General features: G+C 67.4%; 30 protein-coding genes. 3 read left to right on the forward strand and 27 right to left on the reverse strand.

Features of this window, described 5'->3' with window-relative positions:
- Positions 1–39: 39 nt before the first annotated feature.
- From OG776_RS18565 to OG776_RS18680, 24 genes are all read right to left on the reverse strand, one after another.
- Positions 40–702, reverse strand: a complete 663-nt coding sequence (locus OG776_RS18565; RefSeq protein ID WP_148010031.1) for an adenylate kinase — start codon at positions 700–702, stop codon at positions 40–42.
- A complete protein-coding gene (gene secY, locus OG776_RS18570) occupies positions 702–2,018 on the reverse strand; it encodes a preprotein translocase subunit SecY (protein WP_148010030.1) in 1,317 nt (438 codons plus the stop codon). Before secY ends, OG776_RS18565 begins: the two co-directional genes overlap by 1 nt.
- Before the next feature lie 224 nt (positions 2,019–2,242).
- On the reverse strand, positions 2,243–2,698 hold the full coding sequence (rplO, locus tag OG776_RS18575; RefSeq protein ID WP_007443991.1) for a 50S ribosomal protein L15: 456 nt from the start codon (positions 2,696–2,698) through the stop codon (positions 2,243–2,245).
- Between the two features lie 2 nt (positions 2,699–2,700).
- Positions 2,701–2,883 (reverse strand): 50S ribosomal protein L30, encoded by a 183-nt coding sequence (gene rpmD / locus OG776_RS18580; protein WP_060901490.1) that lies wholly within the window; start codon positions 2,881–2,883, stop codon positions 2,701–2,703.
- A gap of 2 nt (positions 2,884–2,885) precedes the next feature.
- A complete protein-coding gene (rpsE, locus tag OG776_RS18585; RefSeq protein ID WP_006376045.1) occupies positions 2,886–3,491 on the reverse strand; it encodes a 30S ribosomal protein S5 in 606 nt (201 codons plus the stop codon).
- 38 nt (positions 3,492–3,529) lie between these two features.
- The gene (gene rplR, locus OG776_RS18590; protein WP_148010029.1) at positions 3,530–3,913 is read right to left on the reverse strand and encodes a 50S ribosomal protein L18; all 384 of its coding nucleotides are present in this window, start codon (positions 3,911–3,913) and stop codon (positions 3,530–3,532) included.
- Between the two features lie 3 nt (positions 3,914–3,916).
- Positions 3,917–4,456, reverse strand: a complete 540-nt coding sequence (gene rplF, locus OG776_RS18595) for a 50S ribosomal protein L6 (RefSeq protein WP_148010028.1) — start codon at positions 4,454–4,456, stop codon at positions 3,917–3,919.
- A gap of 24 nt (positions 4,457–4,480) precedes the next feature.
- On the reverse strand, positions 4,481–4,879 hold the full coding sequence (gene rpsH / locus OG776_RS18600) for a 30S ribosomal protein S8 (protein WP_010986352.1): 399 nt from the start codon (positions 4,877–4,879) through the stop codon (positions 4,481–4,483).
- A 210-nt stretch (positions 4,880–5,089) separates the two neighbouring features.
- Positions 5,090–5,275, reverse strand: coding sequence for a type Z 30S ribosomal protein S14 (locus tag OG776_RS18605; protein WP_003948630.1), 186 nt, complete (start codon positions 5,273–5,275; stop codon positions 5,090–5,092).
- Positions 5,276–5,280: 5 nt separating this feature from the next.
- Positions 5,281–5,838: a 50S ribosomal protein L5 gene (gene rplE / locus OG776_RS18610; RefSeq protein WP_148010026.1), complete on the reverse strand. Its 558-nt coding sequence runs from the start codon at positions 5,836–5,838 to the stop codon at positions 5,281–5,283.
- Positions 5,838–6,161, reverse strand: coding sequence for a 50S ribosomal protein L24 (gene rplX / locus OG776_RS18615; RefSeq protein WP_060901494.1), 324 nt, complete (start codon positions 6,159–6,161; stop codon positions 5,838–5,840). Before rplX ends, rplE begins: the two co-directional genes overlap by 1 nt.
- 2 nt (positions 6,162–6,163) lie before the next feature.
- Positions 6,164–6,532 (reverse strand): 50S ribosomal protein L14, encoded by a 369-nt coding sequence (gene rplN, locus OG776_RS18620; protein ID WP_003992364.1) that lies wholly within the window; start codon positions 6,530–6,532, stop codon positions 6,164–6,166.
- 103 nt (positions 6,533–6,635) lie between these two features.
- A complete protein-coding gene (rpsQ, locus tag OG776_RS18625; protein WP_148010025.1) occupies positions 6,636–6,920 on the reverse strand; it encodes a 30S ribosomal protein S17 in 285 nt (94 codons plus the stop codon).
- The gene (gene rpmC, locus OG776_RS18630) at positions 6,920–7,144 is read right to left on the reverse strand and encodes a 50S ribosomal protein L29 (protein ID WP_003998824.1); all 225 of its coding nucleotides are present in this window, start codon (positions 7,142–7,144) and stop codon (positions 6,920–6,922) included. The genes rpsQ and rpmC overlap by 1 nt, the downstream gene beginning before the upstream one ends.
- On the reverse strand, positions 7,144–7,563 hold the full coding sequence (gene rplP, locus OG776_RS18635) for a 50S ribosomal protein L16 (protein WP_010986348.1): 420 nt from the start codon (positions 7,561–7,563) through the stop codon (positions 7,144–7,146). Before rplP ends, rpmC begins: the two co-directional genes overlap by 1 nt.
- A gap of 5 nt (positions 7,564–7,568) precedes the next feature.
- The gene (rpsC, locus tag OG776_RS18640) at positions 7,569–8,399 is read right to left on the reverse strand and encodes a 30S ribosomal protein S3 (protein ID WP_148010024.1); all 831 of its coding nucleotides are present in this window, start codon (positions 8,397–8,399) and stop codon (positions 7,569–7,571) included.
- Complete coding sequence (gene rplV / locus OG776_RS18645) at positions 8,399–8,746, reverse strand: 50S ribosomal protein L22 (protein WP_004571827.1); 348 nt, start codon at positions 8,744–8,746, stop codon at positions 8,399–8,401. The genes rpsC and rplV overlap by 1 nt, the downstream gene beginning before the upstream one ends.
- A 41-nt stretch (positions 8,747–8,787) precedes the next feature.
- The gene (rpsS, locus tag OG776_RS18650) at positions 8,788–9,069 is read right to left on the reverse strand and encodes a 30S ribosomal protein S19 (protein WP_005481224.1); all 282 of its coding nucleotides are present in this window, start codon (positions 9,067–9,069) and stop codon (positions 8,788–8,790) included.
- Between the two features lie 12 nt (positions 9,070–9,081).
- The gene (gene rplB / locus OG776_RS18655) at positions 9,082–9,918 is read right to left on the reverse strand and encodes a 50S ribosomal protein L2 (RefSeq protein ID WP_020132633.1); all 837 of its coding nucleotides are present in this window, start codon (positions 9,916–9,918) and stop codon (positions 9,082–9,084) included.
- 39 nt (positions 9,919–9,957) lie between these two features.
- On the reverse strand, positions 9,958–10,374 hold the full coding sequence (gene rplW, locus OG776_RS18660; protein ID WP_099921128.1) for a 50S ribosomal protein L23: 417 nt from the start codon (positions 10,372–10,374) through the stop codon (positions 9,958–9,960).
- Positions 10,374–11,030: a 50S ribosomal protein L4 gene (rplD, locus tag OG776_RS18665; RefSeq protein WP_037747970.1), complete on the reverse strand. Its 657-nt coding sequence runs from the start codon at positions 11,028–11,030 to the stop codon at positions 10,374–10,376. Before rplD ends, rplW begins: the two co-directional genes overlap by 1 nt.
- A gap of 5 nt (positions 11,031–11,035) precedes the next feature.
- The gene (gene rplC, locus OG776_RS18670) at positions 11,036–11,680 is read right to left on the reverse strand and encodes a 50S ribosomal protein L3 (protein WP_148010023.1); all 645 of its coding nucleotides are present in this window, start codon (positions 11,678–11,680) and stop codon (positions 11,036–11,038) included.
- A 17-nt stretch (positions 11,681–11,697) separates the two neighbouring features.
- Entirely contained in the window at positions 11,698–12,006 is a 309-nt protein-coding gene (gene rpsJ / locus OG776_RS18675) for a 30S ribosomal protein S10 (RefSeq protein WP_003948644.1), read from the reverse strand.
- A 531-nt stretch (positions 12,007–12,537) separates the two neighbouring features.
- Entirely contained in the window at positions 12,538–12,900 is a 363-nt protein-coding gene (locus OG776_RS18680; protein ID WP_148010022.1) for a hypothetical protein, read from the reverse strand.
- A 296-nt stretch (positions 12,901–13,196) separates the two neighbouring features.
- Between OG776_RS18680 and OG776_RS18685 the strand changes: the two genes are divergently transcribed.
- The 3 genes from OG776_RS18685 to OG776_RS18695 all read left to right on the forward strand — a co-directional run bounded on the left by OG776_RS18685 (position 13,197) and on the right by OG776_RS18695 (position 14,320).
- Positions 13,197–13,415 (forward strand): type II toxin-antitoxin system VapB family antitoxin, encoded by a 219-nt coding sequence (locus OG776_RS18685; protein WP_148010021.1) that lies wholly within the window; start codon positions 13,197–13,199, stop codon positions 13,413–13,415.
- The gene (locus OG776_RS18690) at positions 13,412–13,840 is read left to right on the forward strand and encodes a PIN domain nuclease (RefSeq protein WP_148010020.1); all 429 of its coding nucleotides are present in this window, start codon (positions 13,412–13,414) and stop codon (positions 13,838–13,840) included. The genes OG776_RS18685 and OG776_RS18690 overlap by 4 nt, the downstream gene beginning before the upstream one ends.
- A gap of 174 nt (positions 13,841–14,014) precedes the next feature.
- A complete protein-coding gene (locus OG776_RS18695; protein WP_148010019.1) occupies positions 14,015–14,320 on the forward strand; it encodes a hypothetical protein in 306 nt (101 codons plus the stop codon).
- An 88-nt stretch (positions 14,321–14,408) separates the two neighbouring features.
- Here OG776_RS18695 and mycP read toward each other — a convergent pair whose 3' ends face one another.
- From mycP to OG776_RS18710, 3 genes are read right to left on the reverse strand one after another with little or no spacing between them, the layout of a single operon-like run.
- On the reverse strand, positions 14,409–15,635 hold the full coding sequence (mycP, locus tag OG776_RS18700; protein WP_329321755.1) for a type VII secretion-associated serine protease mycosin: 1,227 nt from the start codon (positions 15,633–15,635) through the stop codon (positions 14,409–14,411).
- A gap of 43 nt (positions 15,636–15,678) precedes the next feature.
- The gene (locus OG776_RS18705; RefSeq protein WP_329321757.1) at positions 15,679–17,247 is read right to left on the reverse strand and encodes a translation initiation factor IF-2; all 1,569 of its coding nucleotides are present in this window, start codon (positions 17,245–17,247) and stop codon (positions 15,679–15,681) included.
- 22 nt (positions 17,248–17,269) lie between these two features.
- Positions 17,270–17,824 (reverse strand): hypothetical protein, encoded by a 555-nt coding sequence (locus tag OG776_RS18710; RefSeq protein ID WP_329321759.1) that lies wholly within the window; start codon positions 17,822–17,824, stop codon positions 17,270–17,272.
- Positions 17,825–18,281: the final 457 nt, after the last annotated feature.

An 18,281-nucleotide genomic window follows, 5' to 3' on the forward strand; every position in this document is an offset into this window, starting at 1 on the left:
GACACCCCGGAGGGCACCGCGGCCGAAGCAGCGTGACGACTACTTGTCGTCGGCCTTGCTCTGGAGCGCCTCCATGGCGCGCGCCGTGACCTCTTCCACCTTGCCGAGCGCCGAGATCGTCACCACCAGGCCCTGGGCCTTGTAGTAGTCGATGATCGGCTCGGTCTGCGTGTGGTAGACCTCCAGCCGCGTACGGACGGTCTCCTCGGAGTCGTCGTCGCGCTGGTACAGCTCGCCGCCGCAGATGTCGCAGACACCGTCCTGCTGCGGCTTCTTGTACTCCACGTGGAAGACGTGGCTCGAGTCCTTGCGGCAGATGCGGCGGCCCGCGATGCGCTTGACCACCTCGTCCTCGGGGACCTCCAGGTCCAGCACCGCGTCCAGCTTCATGCTCTCGGCCTTCAGCATCTCGTCGAGCGCCTCGGCCTGCGAGACGTTACGAGGGAAGCCGTCCAGCAGAAAGCCCTTGGCGGCGTCGGGCTGCTCCATGCGGTCCTTGGCCATCCCGATGGTGACCTCGTCCGGAACCAGGTTGCCGGCGTCCATGTACGCCTTCGCCTGCTTGCCGAGGTCCGTGCCCTGACTGATGTTGGCACGGAAGAGGTCGCCCGTGGAGATGTGCGGGATCCCCAGGTTCTTGGCGAGGAACGCGGCCTGCGTTCCCTTCCCGGCACCGGGCGGCCCGACGAGGACGATTCGCATCAGCGGAGGAACCCTTCGTAATTGCGCTGCTGAAGCTGGCTCTCGATCTGCTTCACCGTCTCGAGGCCCACACCCACGATGATCAGGATGCTGGTACCACCGAACGGGAAGTTCTGGCTTGCCCCGAAGCCAACCAACGCCATCGTCGGTACGAGAGCGATCAGACCCAGATACAGCGACCCCGGCCAGGTGATCCGGTTGAGTACGTAGCTGAGGTACTCAGCGGTCGGTCGGCCAGCCCGGATGCCCGGGATGAAGCCACCATACTTCTTCATGTTGTCGGCTACTTCCTCGGGGTTGAAGGAGATCGCCACGTAGAAGAACGCGAAGAAAACGATCAGGAGGAAGTACATCGTGATGTAGATCGGGTGGTCGCCCTTGGTCAGGTTCTGCGTGATCCAGGTCTTCCAGCCGGAGTTGCCGTTGGAGAACTGGGCGACCAGCGCCGGGATGTAGAGCAGCGACGACGCGAAGATGACGGGGATCACACCCGCCTGATTGACCTTCAGCGGGATGTACGTGGACGTACCCCCGTAGGAACGGCGACCGATCATGCGCTTCGCGTACTGGACGGGAACGCGCCGCTGGGCCTGCTCGACGAAGACCACCAGGCCGACCATGACCAGGCCGACGAGGATGACCGTGCCGAACTCGATCCAGCCTCCGGCCAGGGTGCCCTGCTTCTTGATGGCCCACAGCGCGGACGGGAAGCTGGCGGCGATCGAGATGAACATCAGGATCGACATGCCGTTGCCGATGCCGCGGTCGGTGATGAGCTCGCCCAGCCACATGACCACACCGGTACCGGCGGTCATGGTGACGACCATGACGACCGTCTGGAAGATCGACTGGTCCGGCACGATCTGGTTGGCCACCTGGCAACCGCTGAACAGGGCGCCGCTGCGCGCGGTCGCGACGAGACCGGTGCCCTGGAGGATGGCGAGAGCCACCGTCAGATAACGGGTGTACTGCGTGATCTTCGCGGTACCGGACGAGCCCTCCTTCTTGAGGGCTTCGAGGCGCGGGATCACCACCGTCAGCAGCTGCAGGATGATGCTCGCCGTGATGTACGGCATGATGCCGAGCGCGAAGATCGTGATCTGCAGCAGCGCGCCACCACTGAACAGGTTGACGAGACCGAACAGCCCCTGGTTGCCCTTCGAGGCCGCGTCGATACAGGTCTGGACGTTCTTGTAGTCGACGCCCGGGATCGGAATGTGCGTACCGACCCGGTAGACCACGATGATGGCGAGCGTGAAGAGCAGCTTCTTGCGCAGGTCGGGCGTCCTGAACGCCCGGGCGAACGCGGTGAGCACGGTGCCTCCTGCGACCCCCGCGCAACTGCGTCAAGGGTGATGGTCTTGAGGTTCGACGAATAGGTATCGGTCAACTGCCGCCCGACGGGACGCCGGACGAAAGTCGGCAGTGCAGGCCACCTTACCGGCGAGACTGCCCCCCTTGGAACGACCAACCGGGGATGCCCCATTTGTTGGGGCATCCCCGGTCGGGATCGCTCATGTCATCGAGACGCCTGAAGTGATCAGACGAGCTCGGTGACGGTACCGCCAGCGGCGGTGATCTTCTCCTTGGCGGAGCCGGAGACGGCGTCGACCGTCACCTGCAGCGCCACGGAGACCTCGCCCTGGCCGAGCACCTTGACGAGGCTGTTCTTGCGAACGGCACCCTTGGCAACGAGACCCTCGACGGTGACCTCGCCACCCTCCGGGTACAGCGCGGCCAGCTTGTCGAGGTTCACGACCTGGAACTCGGTCTTGAACGGGTTCTTGAAGCCCTTCAGCTTCGGGAGACGCATGTGGAGGGGCATCTGGCCACCCTCGAAGCGCTCCGGAACCTGGTAGCGGGCCTTCGTGCCCTTGGTACCACGACCGGCCGTCTTACCCTTCGACGCCTCACCACGACCCACACGGGTCTTGGCGGTCTTGGCGCCCGGGGCGGGACGGAGGTTGTGGATCTTGAGCGGGTTGTTCTCCGCCATGATCAGTCGACCTCCTCAACCGTCACGAGGTGGCGGACGGTGTGCACCATTCCGCGGAACTCGGGGCGGTCCTCCTTGACGACCACGTCGTTCAGGCGCTTGAGCCCGAGCGAACGCAGCGTGTCGCGGTGGTTCTGCTTGCTGCCGATGTACGACTTCGTCTGCGTGATCCTGAGCTGAGCCATGATTACGCACCCGCTCCCGCACGTGCACGCAGCAGAGCCGCGGGGGCGACGTCCTCGAGGGGCAGACCACGGCGAGCCGCGATCTCCTCGGGACGCTGCAGGCCCTTGAGGGCCGCCACGGTCGCGTGCACGATGTTGATCGCGTTGGACGAGCCGAGCGACTTCGACAGGATGTCGTGAACGCCGGCGCACTCGAGCACCGCACGCACCGGGCCACCGGCGATGACGCCGGTACCGGGGGAAGCAGGCTTGAGCAGGACGACGCCCGCGGCCTTCTCGCCCGTGATCGGGTGCGGGATGGTGCCCTGGATACGGGGGACCTTGAAGAAGTGCTTCTTGGCCTCCTCAACACCCTTGGCGATGGCGGCCGGCACCTCCTTGGCCTTGCCGTAACCGACACCGACGGTGCCGTCACCATCGCCCACCACGACCAGCGCGGTGAAGCTGAAGCGACGACCACCCTTCACAACCTTGGCGACGCGGTTGATCGCGACGACGCGCTCAACGTACGCGGTCTTCTCGGCGGCAGCAGCGCCGCCGTCACGGCCCTTCCGGTCCCGCCGCTCGCCGCCACCGGCACCGCTTCCACGGCGCTGGGGTCCAGCCATTGGATTACCTCTCTCTTTCCGCTAGCTACGGAAGCGGCTCAGAACTTGAGCCCGGCTTCGCGGGCGGCGTCCGCCAGGGCGGCGATGCGCCCGGCGTACTGGTTTCCACCACGGTCGAACACGACAGCCTCGACACCGGCGGCCTTGGCGCGCTCGGCGACCAGGGCGCCGACCGACTTGGCCTGGTCGGACTTGTCGCCCTCGCCACCACGGATCGCGGTGTCCAGGGTGGACGCCGACGCGAGGGTGTGACCCTTCACGTCGTCGATGACCTGGGCCACGATGTGGCGGTTGGAGCGCGTCACGACCAGACGCGGACGCTCAGCCGTACCCGAGATGTGCTTACGGATGCGGATGTGACGACGCTTGATGGCAGCACGCTTGTAAGCGTCGCCCTTAGCAATCTTGACACCGTATGCCATGGCTTACTTACCCGCCTTTCCGACCTTGCGGCGGATGACTTCGCCTTCGTACTTGACGCCCTTGGCCTTGTACGGGTCGGGCTTGCGCAGCTTGCGGATGTTGGCCGCAACCTCGCCGACCTTCTGCTTGTCGATGCCCTCGACCGAGAAACGGGTCGGGGCCTCCACCTTGAAGGTGATGCCCTCGGGGGCCTCGACCGTGATCGGGTGGCTGTAGCCGAGCGCGAACTCGAGGTTCGAACCCTTGGCCGTCACGCGGTAACCGACACCGCTGATCTCGAGCTTCTTCACGTAACCCTGGGTCACGCCGGTGATCATGTTCGCCACCAGCGTGCGGGACAGGCCGTGCAGGGCCTTGCTCTGACGCTCGTCGTTGGGGCGGGTGACGTTCAGAACGCCGTCCTCACCCTTGGCGATCTCGATCGGCGAAACGACGGTGTGGGTCAGCGAGCCCTTGGGGCCCTTGACCGAGACCGTCTGGCCGTCGATGGTGACGTCCACGCCGGCGGGAACCGTGATAGGGAGCTTGCCAATACGCGACATAGCTGTTTCCTCCGATTCCTTCCGCTACCAGACGTAGGCGAGAACTTCTCCGCCTACGCCCTTCTTGCCGGCCTGCTTGTCGGTGAGGAGCCCGTGGGACGTGGAGATGATCGCCACGCCGAGGCCGCCCAGCACCTTGGGCAGGTTGGTGGACTTCGCGTACACCCGGAGACCGGGCTTGGAGATCCGCTTGATGCCCGCGATGGAGCGCTCACGGTTCGGGCCGAACTTCAGCTCGAGGACGAGGTTCTTGCCGACCTCGGCGTCCTCGACCTTCCAGCCCGTGATGAAGCCCTCCTGCTGGAGGATCTCCGCGATGTGCGACTTGATCTTGCTGTGCGGCATTCCCACGGTGTCGTGGTACGCCGAGTTCGCGTTACGCAGACGCGTAAGCATGTCTGCGATCGGATCAGTCATGGTCATGAATTGGCCTTCGGCCTCTCTCGCCGGGGTTTCCTGTATGCGCCATCCCTCTCCCCACTCTGTGGCGGGACGGGTGCGGTGCGGGGACCTACGGCGTAGTAAGTCGTACGGGCGTCAGGCGCCCAACCCTCCTAGCCTACGGCATGGAGGGGTGGGCACCTGACCGCGCCCTTTACTTACCGAGAGCCTCTGGAATCCCGAAGTACGGGACTACCAGGAGCTCTTGGTCACGCCCGGCAGCTCGCCACGGTGAGCCATCTCACGAAGGCAGACGCGGCACAGGCCGAACTTGCGGTACACGGAGTGCGGACGACCGCAGCGCTGGCAGCGCGTGTAGCCACGCACACCGAACTTGGGCTTACGAGCAGCCTTGGCAATCAGAGCCTTCTTCGCCATCTCGCTTACGCCTCCTTGAAGGGGAAGCCGAGGTGACGGAGAAGGGCACGGCCCTCAGCGTCGTTGGTCGCCGTGGTCACCACGGTGATGTCCATACCCCGGACGCGGTCGATCTTGTCCTGGTCGATCTCGTGGAACATGACCTGCTCCGTGAGACCGAAGGTGTAGTTGCCACGGCCGTCGAACTGCTTGGGGGACAGGCCGCGGAAGTCGCGGATGCGCGGCAGCGCGAGCGACAGGGTGCGGTCCAGGAACTCCCACATGCGGTCGCCACGGAGCGTGACGTGGGCACCGATCGGCTGGCCCTCACGCAGCTTGAACTGCGCGATGGACTTGCGGGCCTTGGTGATGGCCGGCTTCTGACCGGTGATCGTGGTGAGGTCACGGACGGCACCGTCCATGAGCTTCGAGTCACGGGCGGCGTCGCCGACACCCATGTTGACCACGATCTTGACGAGGCCCGGCGTCTGCATGACGTTCTCGTAGGAGAACTCTTCCTGCAGCTTCGCCGCGATCTCCTCGCGGTACTTCGTCTTGAGACGCGGAGTGGTGGTGGTAGCCATCAGATGTCCTCACCCGTCCGCTTGGCAACGCGGATCTTGTTGCCCTCGTCGTCGAAGCGGTAACCGACACGCGTGACGACCTTGTTGCCGTCCTTCTCCACGACGAGCTGAACGTTGCTCACGTGGATCGGGGCCTCGGTCGTCACGATGCCGCCGGCCTGGGAACCGCTGGCGGTCGGGCCGGCCTTGGTGTGCTTCTTGACCCGGTTGACACCCTCGACCAGGACGCGCTCGTCGCGCGGGTAAGCGGCAATGACCTTGCCCTGCTTGCCCTTGTCCTTGCCGGTGATGACCTGAACCGTGTCACCCTTCTTGATCTTCATGCTTACAGCACCTCCGGCGCGAGCGAGATGATCTTCATGAACTTCTTCTCGCGCAGCTCACGGCCGACGGGGCCGAAGATACGGGTGCCACGAGGGTCGCCGTCGTTCTTCAGAATGACGGCGGCGTTCTCGTCGAAGCGGATGTACGAGCCGTCCGGACGGCGGCGCTCCTTGACGGTGCGAACGATGACGGCCTTGATGACGTCACCCTTCTTCACGTTGCCACCGGGGATCGCGTCCTTCACGGTGGCGACGATGACGTCACCGATGCCCGCGTAGCGGCGACCGGAGCCACCGAGCACACGGATGCAAAGGATCTCCTTCGCACCAGTGTTGTCGGCGACACGCAGTCGCGACTCCTGCTGGATCACGTCTATCTCCTGATTTGTCTGCCGGTTCCCGGGGCGGGGCCGACCTTACGGCGGCCCCGCCCCGAGCCTGGCGGAACGAACCTGAGGGAAACCCCTCAGGTGATTACTTGGCCTTCTCGAGGATCTCGACGATGCGCCAGCGCTTCGTCGCGGACAGCGGACGCGTCTCCATGAGGAGGACGCGGTCGCCGATACCCGCGGCGTTCTGCTCGTCGTGGGCCTTGAGCTTGCTCGTACGGCGGATGACCTTGCCGTACAGGGCGTGCTTGACGCGGTCCTCGACGGCGACGACGACGGTCTTGTCCATCTTGTCGCTGACGACAAGACCCTCACGGGTCTTGCGGAAACCGCGCTGCTCGTTGGTCTCAGTCACGTTGCTCTCGCTCATCAGGCGCTCTCCACCGTCTCGATGCCCAGCTCGCGCTCACGCATCAGGGTGTAGATCCGCGCGATGTCCTTGCGGACGGCCTTGAGCCGACCGTGGTTCTCGAGCTGACCGGTCGCCGCCTGGAAGCGGAGGTTGAACAGCTCTTCCTTGGCTTCGCGAAGCTTCGCCAGAAGCTCCTCGTCACCCAGTTCGCGCAGCTCGGACGCCTTGGTACCGGCCGACATCACGCTTCACCTGCCTCGCGCTTGACGATCCGGCACTTCATCGGCAGCTTGTGGGCTGCGCGAGTGAGGGCCTCACGGGCGATCTTCTCGTTGGGGTAGGACAGTTCGAACATGACCCGGCCCGGGTGCACGTTCGCGATCCACCACTCGGGAGAACCCTTACCGGAACCCATGCGGGTCTCGGCGGGCTTCTTCGTGAGCGGGCGGTCCGGGTAGATGTTGATCCAGACCTTGCCGCCACGCTTGATGTGGCGGGTCATCGCGATACGCGCGGCCTCGATCTGGCGGTTCGTCACGTACGCCGGCGTGAGGGCCTGAATGCCGTACTCGCCGAACGAAACCTGCGTGCCGCCCTTGGCCTGACCACGGCGCTTCGGGTGGTGCTGCTTGCGGTGCTTGACCCTACGGGGGATCAGCATGTCGGTCAGGCCTCCGTTCCGGTGCTCTCAGCCGGAGCGGCAGCCGGAGCCTCGGCCTTGGGGGCCTCGGCAGCGGGAGCCGTCTGCGGCTTGCGACCGCGACCGCCACGCTCGCCACCGCGGCCACCACGGCCGGCCGGGCGGTCGTTGCCGCCACGGGCCGGGCGGTTGCCGGCGCGGGCAGCGGCGTTCTCGGCGCGGACCTCGGCGATGTTCTTGACGTCGCCCTTGTAGATCCAGACCTTCACACCGATACGGCCGAAGGTCGTCTTGGCCTCGAAGAAGCCGTAGTCGACGTTCGCGCGGAGCGTGTGCAGGGGCACACGGCCCTCGCGGTAGAACTCCGAGCGGGACATCTCGGCGCCGCCGAGGCGGCCACCGCACTGGATCTTGATGCCCTTGGCGCCCGCCTTCATCGCCGACTGCATGCTCTTGCGCATGGCACGGCGGAAGGAGACGCGGGACGACAGCTGCTCGGCAACGGCCTGGGCGACCAGCTGAGCATCGGTCTCGGGGTTCTTGACCTCGAGGATGTTCAGCTGGACCTGCTTGCCCGTGAGCTTCTCGAGGTCACCGCGGATGCGGTCGGCCTCGGCGCCACGGCGGCCGATGACGATGCCCGGACGCGCGGTGTGGATGTCCACCCGCACACGGTCACGGGTGCGCTCGATCTCCACCTTCGAGATGCCGGCGCGCTCCATGCCGGACGTCATCATCCGACGGATGGCGACGTCTTCCTTGACGTAGTCCTTGTACAGCTTGTCGGCGTACCAACGCGACTTGAAGTCGGTCGTGACACCGAGCCGGAACCCATGCGGGTTAACCTTCTGGCCCATTACCGGGTTCCTTCCTTGCTGCTGACGACCACGGTGATGTGGCTGGTCCGCTTACGGATCCGGTAGGCACGGCCCTGAGCACGCGGACGGAACCGCTTCAGGGTCGGACCCTCGTCCACGTACGCCTCGCTGATGACCAGCGAAGAGGCGTCGGTGTGGTCGTAGTTGTGCGCGGCGTTGGCAATGGCGCTGTCCAGCACCTTGCCGACCGGCACGCTCGCGGCCTGCGGGGCGAAACGCAGGACCGCCTGAGCCTCCGTGGCATCCATGCCACGGATAAGGTCCACCACGCGGCGGGCCTTCATGGGCGTAACGCGGATGTACCGCGCCTGGGCCCTGGCTTCCATGGTTGTCCTTCCAGTGTCTGTCATGGTCATTCCACCCCGCGTTAGCGGCGCTTCGACTTCCGGTCGTCCTTGACGTGACCCCGGAAGGTGCGCGTCGGCGAGAACTCGCCGAGCTTGTGGCCGACCATCGACTCGGTGACAAACACCGGAATGTGGGTCTTGCCGTTGTGCACCGCGATCGTGTGGCCGAGCATGGCCGGGATGATCATCGAGCGACGGGACCAGGTCTTGATGACGTTCTTGGTGCCGGCTTCGTTCTGTACGTCCACCTTCTTGATCAGGTGGTCGTCGACGAAGGGCCCCTTCTTGAGACTGCGCGGCATCTAAACCCGCTCCTAGCGCTTCTTGTTCGTCTTGCGGCGGCGGACGATGTACTTGTTCGAAGCCTTCTTCGGCGAACGAGTACGACCCTCCTTCTGACCCCACGGGGAGACCGGGTGGCGACCACCGGAGGTCTTGCCCTCACCACCACCGTGCGGGTGGTCAACCGGGTTCATCGCCACACCGCGGACGGTCGGGCGGACGCCCAGCCAGCGCTTACGGCCGGCCTTGCCCCAGTTGATGTTGCTCTGCTCGGCGTTGCCGACCTCGCCGACCGTGGCGCGGCAGCGCTGGTCGACCAGGCGGATCTCACCGGAGGGCATGCGGAGGTGGGCCATGGTGCCCTCCTTCGCGAGCAGCTGCACCGAGGCACCGGCGGAGCGGGCGAACTTGGCACCGCCACCGGGACGGATCTCGATCGCGTGGATCGTGGTACCGACCGGGATGTTGCGGAGCGCCAGGTTGTTGCCCGGCTTGATGTCGGCCCCGGGACCGTTCTCGACGCGGTCACCCTGCGACAGGTTGCGGGGGGCGAGGATGTAGCGCTTCTCGCCGTCCGCGTAGTGAAGCAGCGCGATGCGCGCGGTGCGGTTGGGGTCGTACTCGATGTGCGCGACCTTCGCCGGCACGCCGTCCTTGTCGTGACGACGGAAGTCGATCACGCGGTAGGCGCGCTTGTGTCCGCCACCCTGGTGGCGAACGGTCACACGACCGGCGTTGTTACGGCCGCCCTTGCTGTGCAGCGGGCGGACCAGCGACTTCTCCGGCGTGGACCGCGTGACCTCGACGAAGTCGGCGACGCTGGAGCCGCGACGGCCCGGCGTAGTCGGCTTGTACTTGCGGATTCCCATTTCTCAGTCCTCGTCCGATATTCGGACCAGGGCGCTCCGTTAGGAGGCCTGGCCGAAGATGTCGATACGGTCGCCCTCAGCGAGGGTCACGATGGCGCGCTTGGTGTCCGCACGCTTACCGAAACCGCTCTTGGTGCGCTTGCGCTTACCCTGACGGTTGATCGTGTTGACGCCGGTGACCTTGACCGAGAAGACCGCCTGGACGGCCTGCTTGATCTGGGTCTTGTTGGCGCCCGGCGCGACGACGAAGGTGTACTTGCCCTCGTCGAGCAGCGCGTAGCTCTTCTCCGAGACGACCGGCTTGAGAAGGACGTCACGGGGGTCCGTGAAGCTCTTGCTCAGCGGGGTCTCGACGGTGTTCTTGCCCTCGGCCTCGTGGCGCTTCGCCTTGGCGACGCGTGCGGCCTTGGCGGCCTTGGCGGCCTTCGAGGCAATGCTCGGGTGACGCGTAGCCATCAGGCTTCGCTCCCTTCGGTGTCAGCGGCCTGGGGGCCAGACACGAAGGACTCGAAAGCGGCCTGGGTGAAGACCACGTCGTCCGAGACGAGAACGTCGTACGTGTTCAGCTGGCCCGGCTCCAGGATGTGGACCTGGGGCAGGTTGCGCGCGGAGAGCAGCGCGGCCTCGTCGGAGCGCTCGATGACCAGGAGCACGTTCTTGCGCTCGCTGACCTTGCCGAGGAAGCTCTTCGCGGCCTTGGTGGAGGGGGTCTCGCCCTCGATCACGCCGGTGATGACGTGGATGCGAGCGTTGCGGGCCCGGTCGGTGAGGGCGTGGCGCAGGGCCGCGGCCTTCATCTTCTTCGGGGTCCGCTGCGAGTAGTCACGCGGGGTGGGGCCGTGGACGACGCCACCGCCGGCGAACTGCGGCGCACGGGTCGAACCCTGGCGCGCGCGGCCGGTGCCCTTCTGGCGGTAAGGCTTCTTACCACCACCGCGGACCTCGCCACGACGCTTGACCTTGTGCGTGCCCTGACGGGCGGCGGCCAGCTGCGCGACGACGACCTGGTGAAGCAGCGGGATGCTGATCTTCTCTACGTCGAAGATCTCGGCCGGGAGCTCGACGGTCCCGGCGGTGTCGCCGGAGGGCGACAGAATGTCAATGGTGCTCATAGTCCTCAGGCCCCCTTGGCCGCGGTGCGGACCAGGACGAGGCCGCCGTTCGGACCAGGAACCGCGCCCTTGATGAGGAGCAGGCCCTTCTCCGCGTCAACGGCGTGAACGGTCAGGTTCTGGGTGGTGACCCGCTCGTTGCCCATGCGACCCGCCATGCGGAGGCCCTTGAACACACGACCCGGGGTGGCGCAGCCACCGATGGAGCCGGGAGAGCGGTGCTTGCGCTGGGTGCCGTGTCCGGCGCCGAGGCCCTTGAAGTTGTGACGCTTCATGACACCGGCGAAGCCCTTGCCCTTGCTCTTGCCGGTCACGTCCACCTTGATGCCGGCCTCGAAGGTCTCGGCGGTGATCTCCTGGCCGAGGGTGTACTCGCCGGCGTCGGCGGTACGGATCTCGACGAGGTGACGGCGGGGCGTGACGTCGGCCTTGGCGAAGTGGCCCTTGAGGGGCTTGTTCACCTTGCGCGGGTCGATCTCGCCGAAGGCGATCTGGACCGACTCGTAGCCGTCGGAGTCATTCGTACGGACCTGGGTCACGACATTCGGCCCGGCCTTGACGACGGTGACGGGAACAACGCGGTTGTTCTCGTCCCACACCTGCGTCATGCCGAGCTTCTCGCCCAGGATGCCCTTGATCTGCTTACCCATTCTCAGATCACCGGCCCTTAGAGCTTGATCTCGATGTCGACACCGGCCGGGAGGTCGAGTCGCATCAGAGAGTCAACGGTCTTGGGCGTCGGGTCGAGGATGTCGATCAGGCGCTTGTGCGTGCGCATCTCGAAGTGCTCGCGCGAGTCCTTGTACTTGTGCGGCGACTTGATGACGCAGTACACGTTCTTCTCAGTGGGCAGCGGCACCGGGCCCGCGACCGACGCACCAGTGCGGGTCACCGTCTCGACGATCTTCTTCGCCGAGGAGTCGATGACCTCGTGGTCGTAGGCCTTGAGCCGGATGCGGATCTTCTGTCCCGCCATGGCTACTCAGTAGTCCTTTGTCTCGTGAAACGCTCCGGAACCCGGGGGTTCGCGTTCCTTGCCTCCGACCCACGCGGTCGGGTGTGTCGCGCTCCTGCCGCACAGATATCCGCAAAGGATTTCCCTGCTCAGGGACACGGCTCAGCCCAAAAGACAACCGCGGGACCGGGGGCTGAACACCCACCGGGCGCCTGGTCTGCACCCCGCTGACACTTCCCGGAAGATTCCCGTACGTCCGCCCCAGCGCTGCCTCGCGGCAGATGGAGCGACGAGTACTGTGGGACTCGCTTCCGGTCCTCCCGGCGGGAGGCGCGCAGCATCGGCACTCGACCGAGCAACCCCGCTAGTCTGCCATACGGGGCGGGGGGCTGGCCAATCGAGCCGGAGATCGTACCCCTTGGGTGACGTGGGTCAAACCCTGGGTGCGTGCGCGGCCCGGTCGGGCCGCCCTGACCGGGCCTCCGGACGACCGGCACGACGCCCGCCGGCAGCAAGGCGTCCGCACACGGTACGCGCGGGGACGACTCCGGGTCATGCGGCGGTCGCGTAGGCCCACAGGACGACGAAGACGGGGACGGCACACGCCAGGGGCCCGAGCAGGGCGAGCCTGGTCATGGCGGCCAGCCGCCGGAAGCCCGGGGCGAAGTAGAGCCCGAGCAGCACGACAGCGCTCACGGCGACCTGCTGGGCCGGCGTCCACAGCTCCGACAAGGGCGAACGCCGCCCGGTCGAGTCCGCCGCGAGCAGCAGGCCCACGAGGAGGAAGAAGGCGGTCACACCGGCCGTCAGCAGGGCCGCGCAGCCCCAGAAGATCCCGGCGAGCGTGACGAAGACGGGCCGGTCGGCGAGATCACGGGGCTTGGCGACACGTACGGGACCTTGCGGGATGCTCATGCCGACAGCGTGCCGCGGGGGGCCGGCGGGGGCGTGAGCGTCCGTACTCACGTCGGTACTCGAGCCGGTACTCAAGGCGCCCCAACCGTATGCGCCTGTTCCGCGAGAAGAGTGAAGTTCGCTTCCCCGACCGGCAGTACGAGGTCATCCGGGCCGGCGACGCCCCCGCTGTCCGTGTCGGCCCGGGTCCGGTGCGGAAGGCCTGGCGGCAGTGGACTCTCGACGCAGACCGAACCTTATGCATACAGATTGATATACTGGCATCCTGAGGTATATCAATCCACTCGGGAGGCCCCATGTCCAGGACCCTGGTCGACATCGACGACGACATGCTGGCCTTCGCTCAGCAGCAGCTCGGCACCAAGACGAAGCGGGACACGATCAACCGGGCGCTGACCATAGCGGCCGCGATCAGTTCGGACGACCGGGCTCGGGCGCTGCGCTGGCTTCAGGAGAACGCCGACGCGTTCCTCGACTTCGACGTCCTCGATGAGCGGGAGCGGTCCGGACTGTGACCTATCTCGCCGACACGTCCGCGGTCTGGCGACTGTTGCGCGGCCAGATCGACGCCCCCTGGCCCGGACACGTCGCTCGCGGGCTGGTGGCGATCTGCCCGCCGGTCGAGGCCGAGTTGATGCCAGGACTGCGGGCGGACCGCGACTACGAACCGTTTTTCACCATGCTCGGGCAGACCTTCGGCTGGGTTCCCGCACTGGACGAACCCTGGCCCAAGATCATTGCCGTCCAGAGGGAACTGGTGAAGATCGGCCATCACCGGGGGCCCTCTCCGACCGACATCCTCATCGCCCTCACGGCCGAGCATCACCGCCTGACGGTGCTTCACGTCGACGACGACTTCGCCGCCATCGCCAAGGTGCGGCCCGGCATTCCGATGATCCGGCTCCAACCGCGGGCGAAGGACGGCGCACCCTCGCAGTGACATACCGGCCGACGCGTCGCGCGCTGACGCAGCGCGTCCCGTGATGGGTCGAGGGCCTGCTGAACCGGCCTTTCCGAACCGCCCCACCGCATCGACCCGTCTGAGTAGGCGCGCAGAGACGGGATGAGTACGCCCACCCGTGCTACCAGAGGCTGTCGTTGGTGAGGTGGGGAGATGACGACCCAGACCGGTGTCCCGCGGGCCCCCTCCCTCCACACGACCTGGTGGAAGGCGCCTCTCGTAGCCTCCCTGCCCGGTCTGCCGCTCCTTTTCTGGGAGTACAGCCTCTGCCGGGCCCACGGCGAGATCTGGCAGGTGCTCTATTGGGCCATGGGACTGTTCGCGATCGCCTGGGCCCTGCCCCGTCGCCGGTCCCTGCGGACGCTCCGGGTGGTCGCAGCCACCCTCGCGCTCGGGTGCACACTGCTCCCTGCGTTCCTCCTGCTCCTCCTGGCCGTACTGGTAGTAGCGGGGAACTGACGTGGGCCCAGCCTCTTTCCGACTGGTGCGATGCATCGGCCGACCGGTCCTGTGAGCGAGCCCGTGCAGACACGCCACCAGCGGGCGGTCAGATGCGGCGCCGACGCGTGGCAACGGCCGCGACGACGCCGATGAGCACAACGGCCCCGGCACCCAGCACGATCCACGGAGTGCTGTTGCCACCATCCGTCGGGAACCCCACGGCCGCAGACTCGTCGTCCTCCGACGAAGCATGTGTGCCGCTGGACGCCGCGGCACTCGCGGCCGGAGCCGTCGGCGCCGCCGGTGCGAGATCCGGCAACGGATACTCGTCGGCAGGACCCGGGTCGCCGGGGTCCCGCAGGGCGATGCGTGGGCGGACGATGCCGTAACCGATCGAGTCGTTGCGCTTCGCGCCGTCGGTGGGGCCTCCGATGGTGTTGAGCATGACCCGGAGGACCTGGTTGTTGGTCCAGGTCGGGTGCTTCGACCAGATCAGCGCGGCGCTGGCGGAGGCCAGGGCGGTGGCGTCGCTGGTGCCGTGCGAGCGGCAGAGGCCGCTGCCGTTCGGGCAGGCGTGGTACATCTCCTCGCCCGGAGCGGCGATGTCCACTTGGGGACCGTGTTCGGACTCGGTGGTCCTGTGGAGGTTCTTGCCCACCGCAGCCACGCCGACCACGCCCGGGGTGGCGCCGGGGTACTCCACCGGGTTGCCGTCGTCTTCGCTGCCGCTGTTTCCGACGCCCGCGAAGATCAGTGAGCCCTTGTCCAAGGCGTACTTCACGGCGGCTGTGAGCTCCTCAGTTCCCGCGGGGACCCCCATCGATATGTTGATCACACGGGAGCCGGAATCGACGGCAAAGCGGATCCCGCGGCTCACGGTCGCACTGAACTCCTTGATGTAGCGCCCGCTGTCCAGCCCTCTGTCGGGTGTGCGCACGGGAAGGATCTTGACTCCGGGCGCGAGGCCGAAGGTGCCGGCGCCTCCGTCGGATCTGCCGGATCCGGCGATCAGGAGGGCCATCAGCGTTCCGTGGCCGTTGGGATCCGTGCGTTCGTCGCCGGGGGCGTCCGGTGCCTCGTCCCTGCCGGGGAGAACTCGCCCCGCGAGATCGGTCAGACCGGCGTTCACTCCCGAGTCGATCACGGTCACGGTGACGCCTATGCCCGTACTGGTCCGCCACATCTGCGAGGCCCTCATGGCCGTGAGGTGCCACTCCCTCTCACGGATCGACTCCGCCTGGGCCGGGAGGGCCGCCATGCCGACCAATGACAGCCCGAGGGCTCCGGAGACGACGCTCCTGTAGCCGGCACTTCTGATCCTGTTGGCAGGCATCTGCTCCCTCTTTGTCCGCGCTGGGTCCGTCGGCAGCCGGTGGCTAGGTGGTCGGGCCGTCGTTCCGCTGCTCGGGCTCCTGCTCGCCGCCCGGACGTCCATCCGTATCTGATACGCGCTGGCCTTCGGCAACGCGCCGGTTCCGTGCCGAGCCCGGACCACCGGAGGCGAGCGGTCGGGTTCCCGGACGCTGCTGCTGTGGACGGCCGCCGACGACTCCGCTGATCGCGTCTGCGCCCGTGCTCCGCCGGTCGGCCGGTGCCGCGGTCCGCCCGATGCCCGCTCGCCCCGTACCGGGCGGAGTCCTCTGAGCAGTCGGGCCACGACCACCGGCGGCCGGTCCGCGGCCTTCACCGCCGACGACATTGCCCCGCGGCAACCCGCCGGCCGGGCGGCCTGCGGGCGAGCCGGCGGCCGGCGACGTGGGGCGGCCACCGACGATGCCGTTGCTGAAACCCGGCACCCGCCCGGGAACCGCCCCCGCGGTTCCCCGGCTCGGAACCACCGCGGGCCGACCACCGATCACCGGCCGCGCCGTGCCTGCCGAGCCCACCGGACCGGCCGTACCGCCGGTACCCGGCACGCCGCTGGAAGACGAGCCCGCCTGCCCGCGTCCGGGCAGAACCGAAGAGCGGCCGCCGGCCTCCGTGCGTCCCCGCCCCTGGGCATTCGCGGCCAGGCGCGGTACGTCACGTGCCACCGGGGGAACCGGCCCGGTGGGCAGCGCCCCGCCACCATCGGCCCTGATCGCGTTCGGCGGGCTCGCGGCGCCCGCCGAAGGTGCCGACGGCGTCTGCTGCAGCACGCCCGCCCCGTCGATGTGGACGCCCACGCTGTCCGAGGAATCGGAGAGGAGCCACCGGGCCGGCTCCCCCACGTCGGGTCCCGCGTCGCCCCGCCCATGACCTGCGACAGCCTCCGCCATGGCTCGATGCGATCCGTCGGAGGGCGACACTCCCGCGGCGCCCCCGCCGGTCGATGACCGCACACGGTTGCCGCCGATGGGTACGGCCTCGCTGTGGGTGAGTTGGCCCGGCTCCGGCTGAATCGCCTTCGGCGGCGGCGGGAACCTCGGCCTCTCCAAACCGTCGAGTTGCGTCGCAGACCACCGATACGCCTGGCCCAGCTTCGTCATCTGGGCGGCGGCCTCCTGCCGGACCTTCTCCTTGTCGGCGGCGAGGGCGGCGAGTTCGGTCGTGGACCTGTGGCTCACCGTCTCCGCGTCGGGGTCGTTGTGGGCCGCTGTCGCGGCGTCCAGGTTCGCCCGGGCGCCGGCCCGGTCACGGGGGATCGACACCTGCGCCTGGGCGATCGCGTCGGACGCGTGGCCCAGCCAGGTCGCGGAGTCCGCACCGAAGTCACCCAGGCGCAGTGTGGCGTTGGCGAGGTCGCCGGTCCAGGTCCGGAACGCGTCCGCCCCCTCGCCCTTCCACTCCACCCACTGCGGACGGATCTTGAGTTCCTCCGCGATCTTGCGGATCTCCTTGGCGGCCGCGGTCAGCCGGTGGGCGGCGGCCCGCACCGTACCGGCGTCCGCCTGGTCGAGCCACGACAGCATCTGTTCGTGGCTCATGTCCTCGAACGACGTGCTGCCGGTCCCCTTGCCGGACATCACAACTCCTCGATCGGATCCATCAGATGCTGCCGCCCGAGCCGCCGCTCGCCGCCGCCCGGTCCGGCTTCGCGCCACCGTCGCCGTCGCCGTCGCTGTCGCTGTCGCTGTCGTGACCCTTCGGGAGGATCGGGTCGTACTCACCGCCGTAGTGCTGCGTGGTCGCCACGGCGATCGCCCGCATGCGGTCGCGGATGTCCAGGTCGACGTTCCGGTAGCCCTTGTGCGCGGCGAGCACCGCGATGTTCATGCCCTCCATCGAGTCGGACAGCAGCTTCGACAGAGTCTCCAGTTCGGTGATCACCGTCCCGTACGAGCTGAACAGGCCGGACGCCTCCGTCCACGCGCTCGCTCCACCGCCGAACTGGTGCCGGACCAGTGGCTCCTGGCCCACCCGGCGCGGGCCCGCCGCCGAACCTCCCAGTTCCCGGATGAGATCGTCCACCCGCTTCCGGAACCTCGTGAACGACGACAGCTCCGTGACCACGTCACCGGCCGCCTCCCGCGCCGTGCCGGACATGCCCGACGCCCACGAGGACGTCGTCCCCGAGGCGGGTCCGCTCTCACCTGGCAGCACAAAGCCCTCCCCCGTCACACCGAAACCGTCGAAGCCGCACCAACAACTCTAACTACCGACAGTGACATTCCGTAGCGGCCTCATCGCGAAGAGCGATCGCAACAAGCCGTGCCGACGGGCGGTGTGAAGTCGTGGACGGGCGTTGACGTAGTCGGGGAGCACAGCTCCACCCAACCCTCCCGCTCGCGCACCGCACATGAGTGCGCGTACTCAGGTGCGGGGGCGGCGGGCGGCCAGAGGTGCGCGCGGCAGGGCCCGCGGTCGGGAACGGACTGGCCCGGCATGTCACCCGTAAGGGCGTCGCGTACGGCGAGGACGTGACCACCACCGAGTGGACGGTCCCCACCGCGGATGTGCCGCGGCACCAGCCGAGGACGCGCCGTGGCGGGCCTCGGGCCGGGGACCCCGTGGCGCCCTCCGGCTGGAGCACTCCCGCGCGACAGCCCCCCTCCACCGC

The organism is Streptomyces sp. NBC_01689 (assembly GCF_036250675.1).
Classification (GTDB): domain Bacteria; phylum Actinomycetota; class Actinomycetes; order Streptomycetales; family Streptomycetaceae; genus Streptomyces.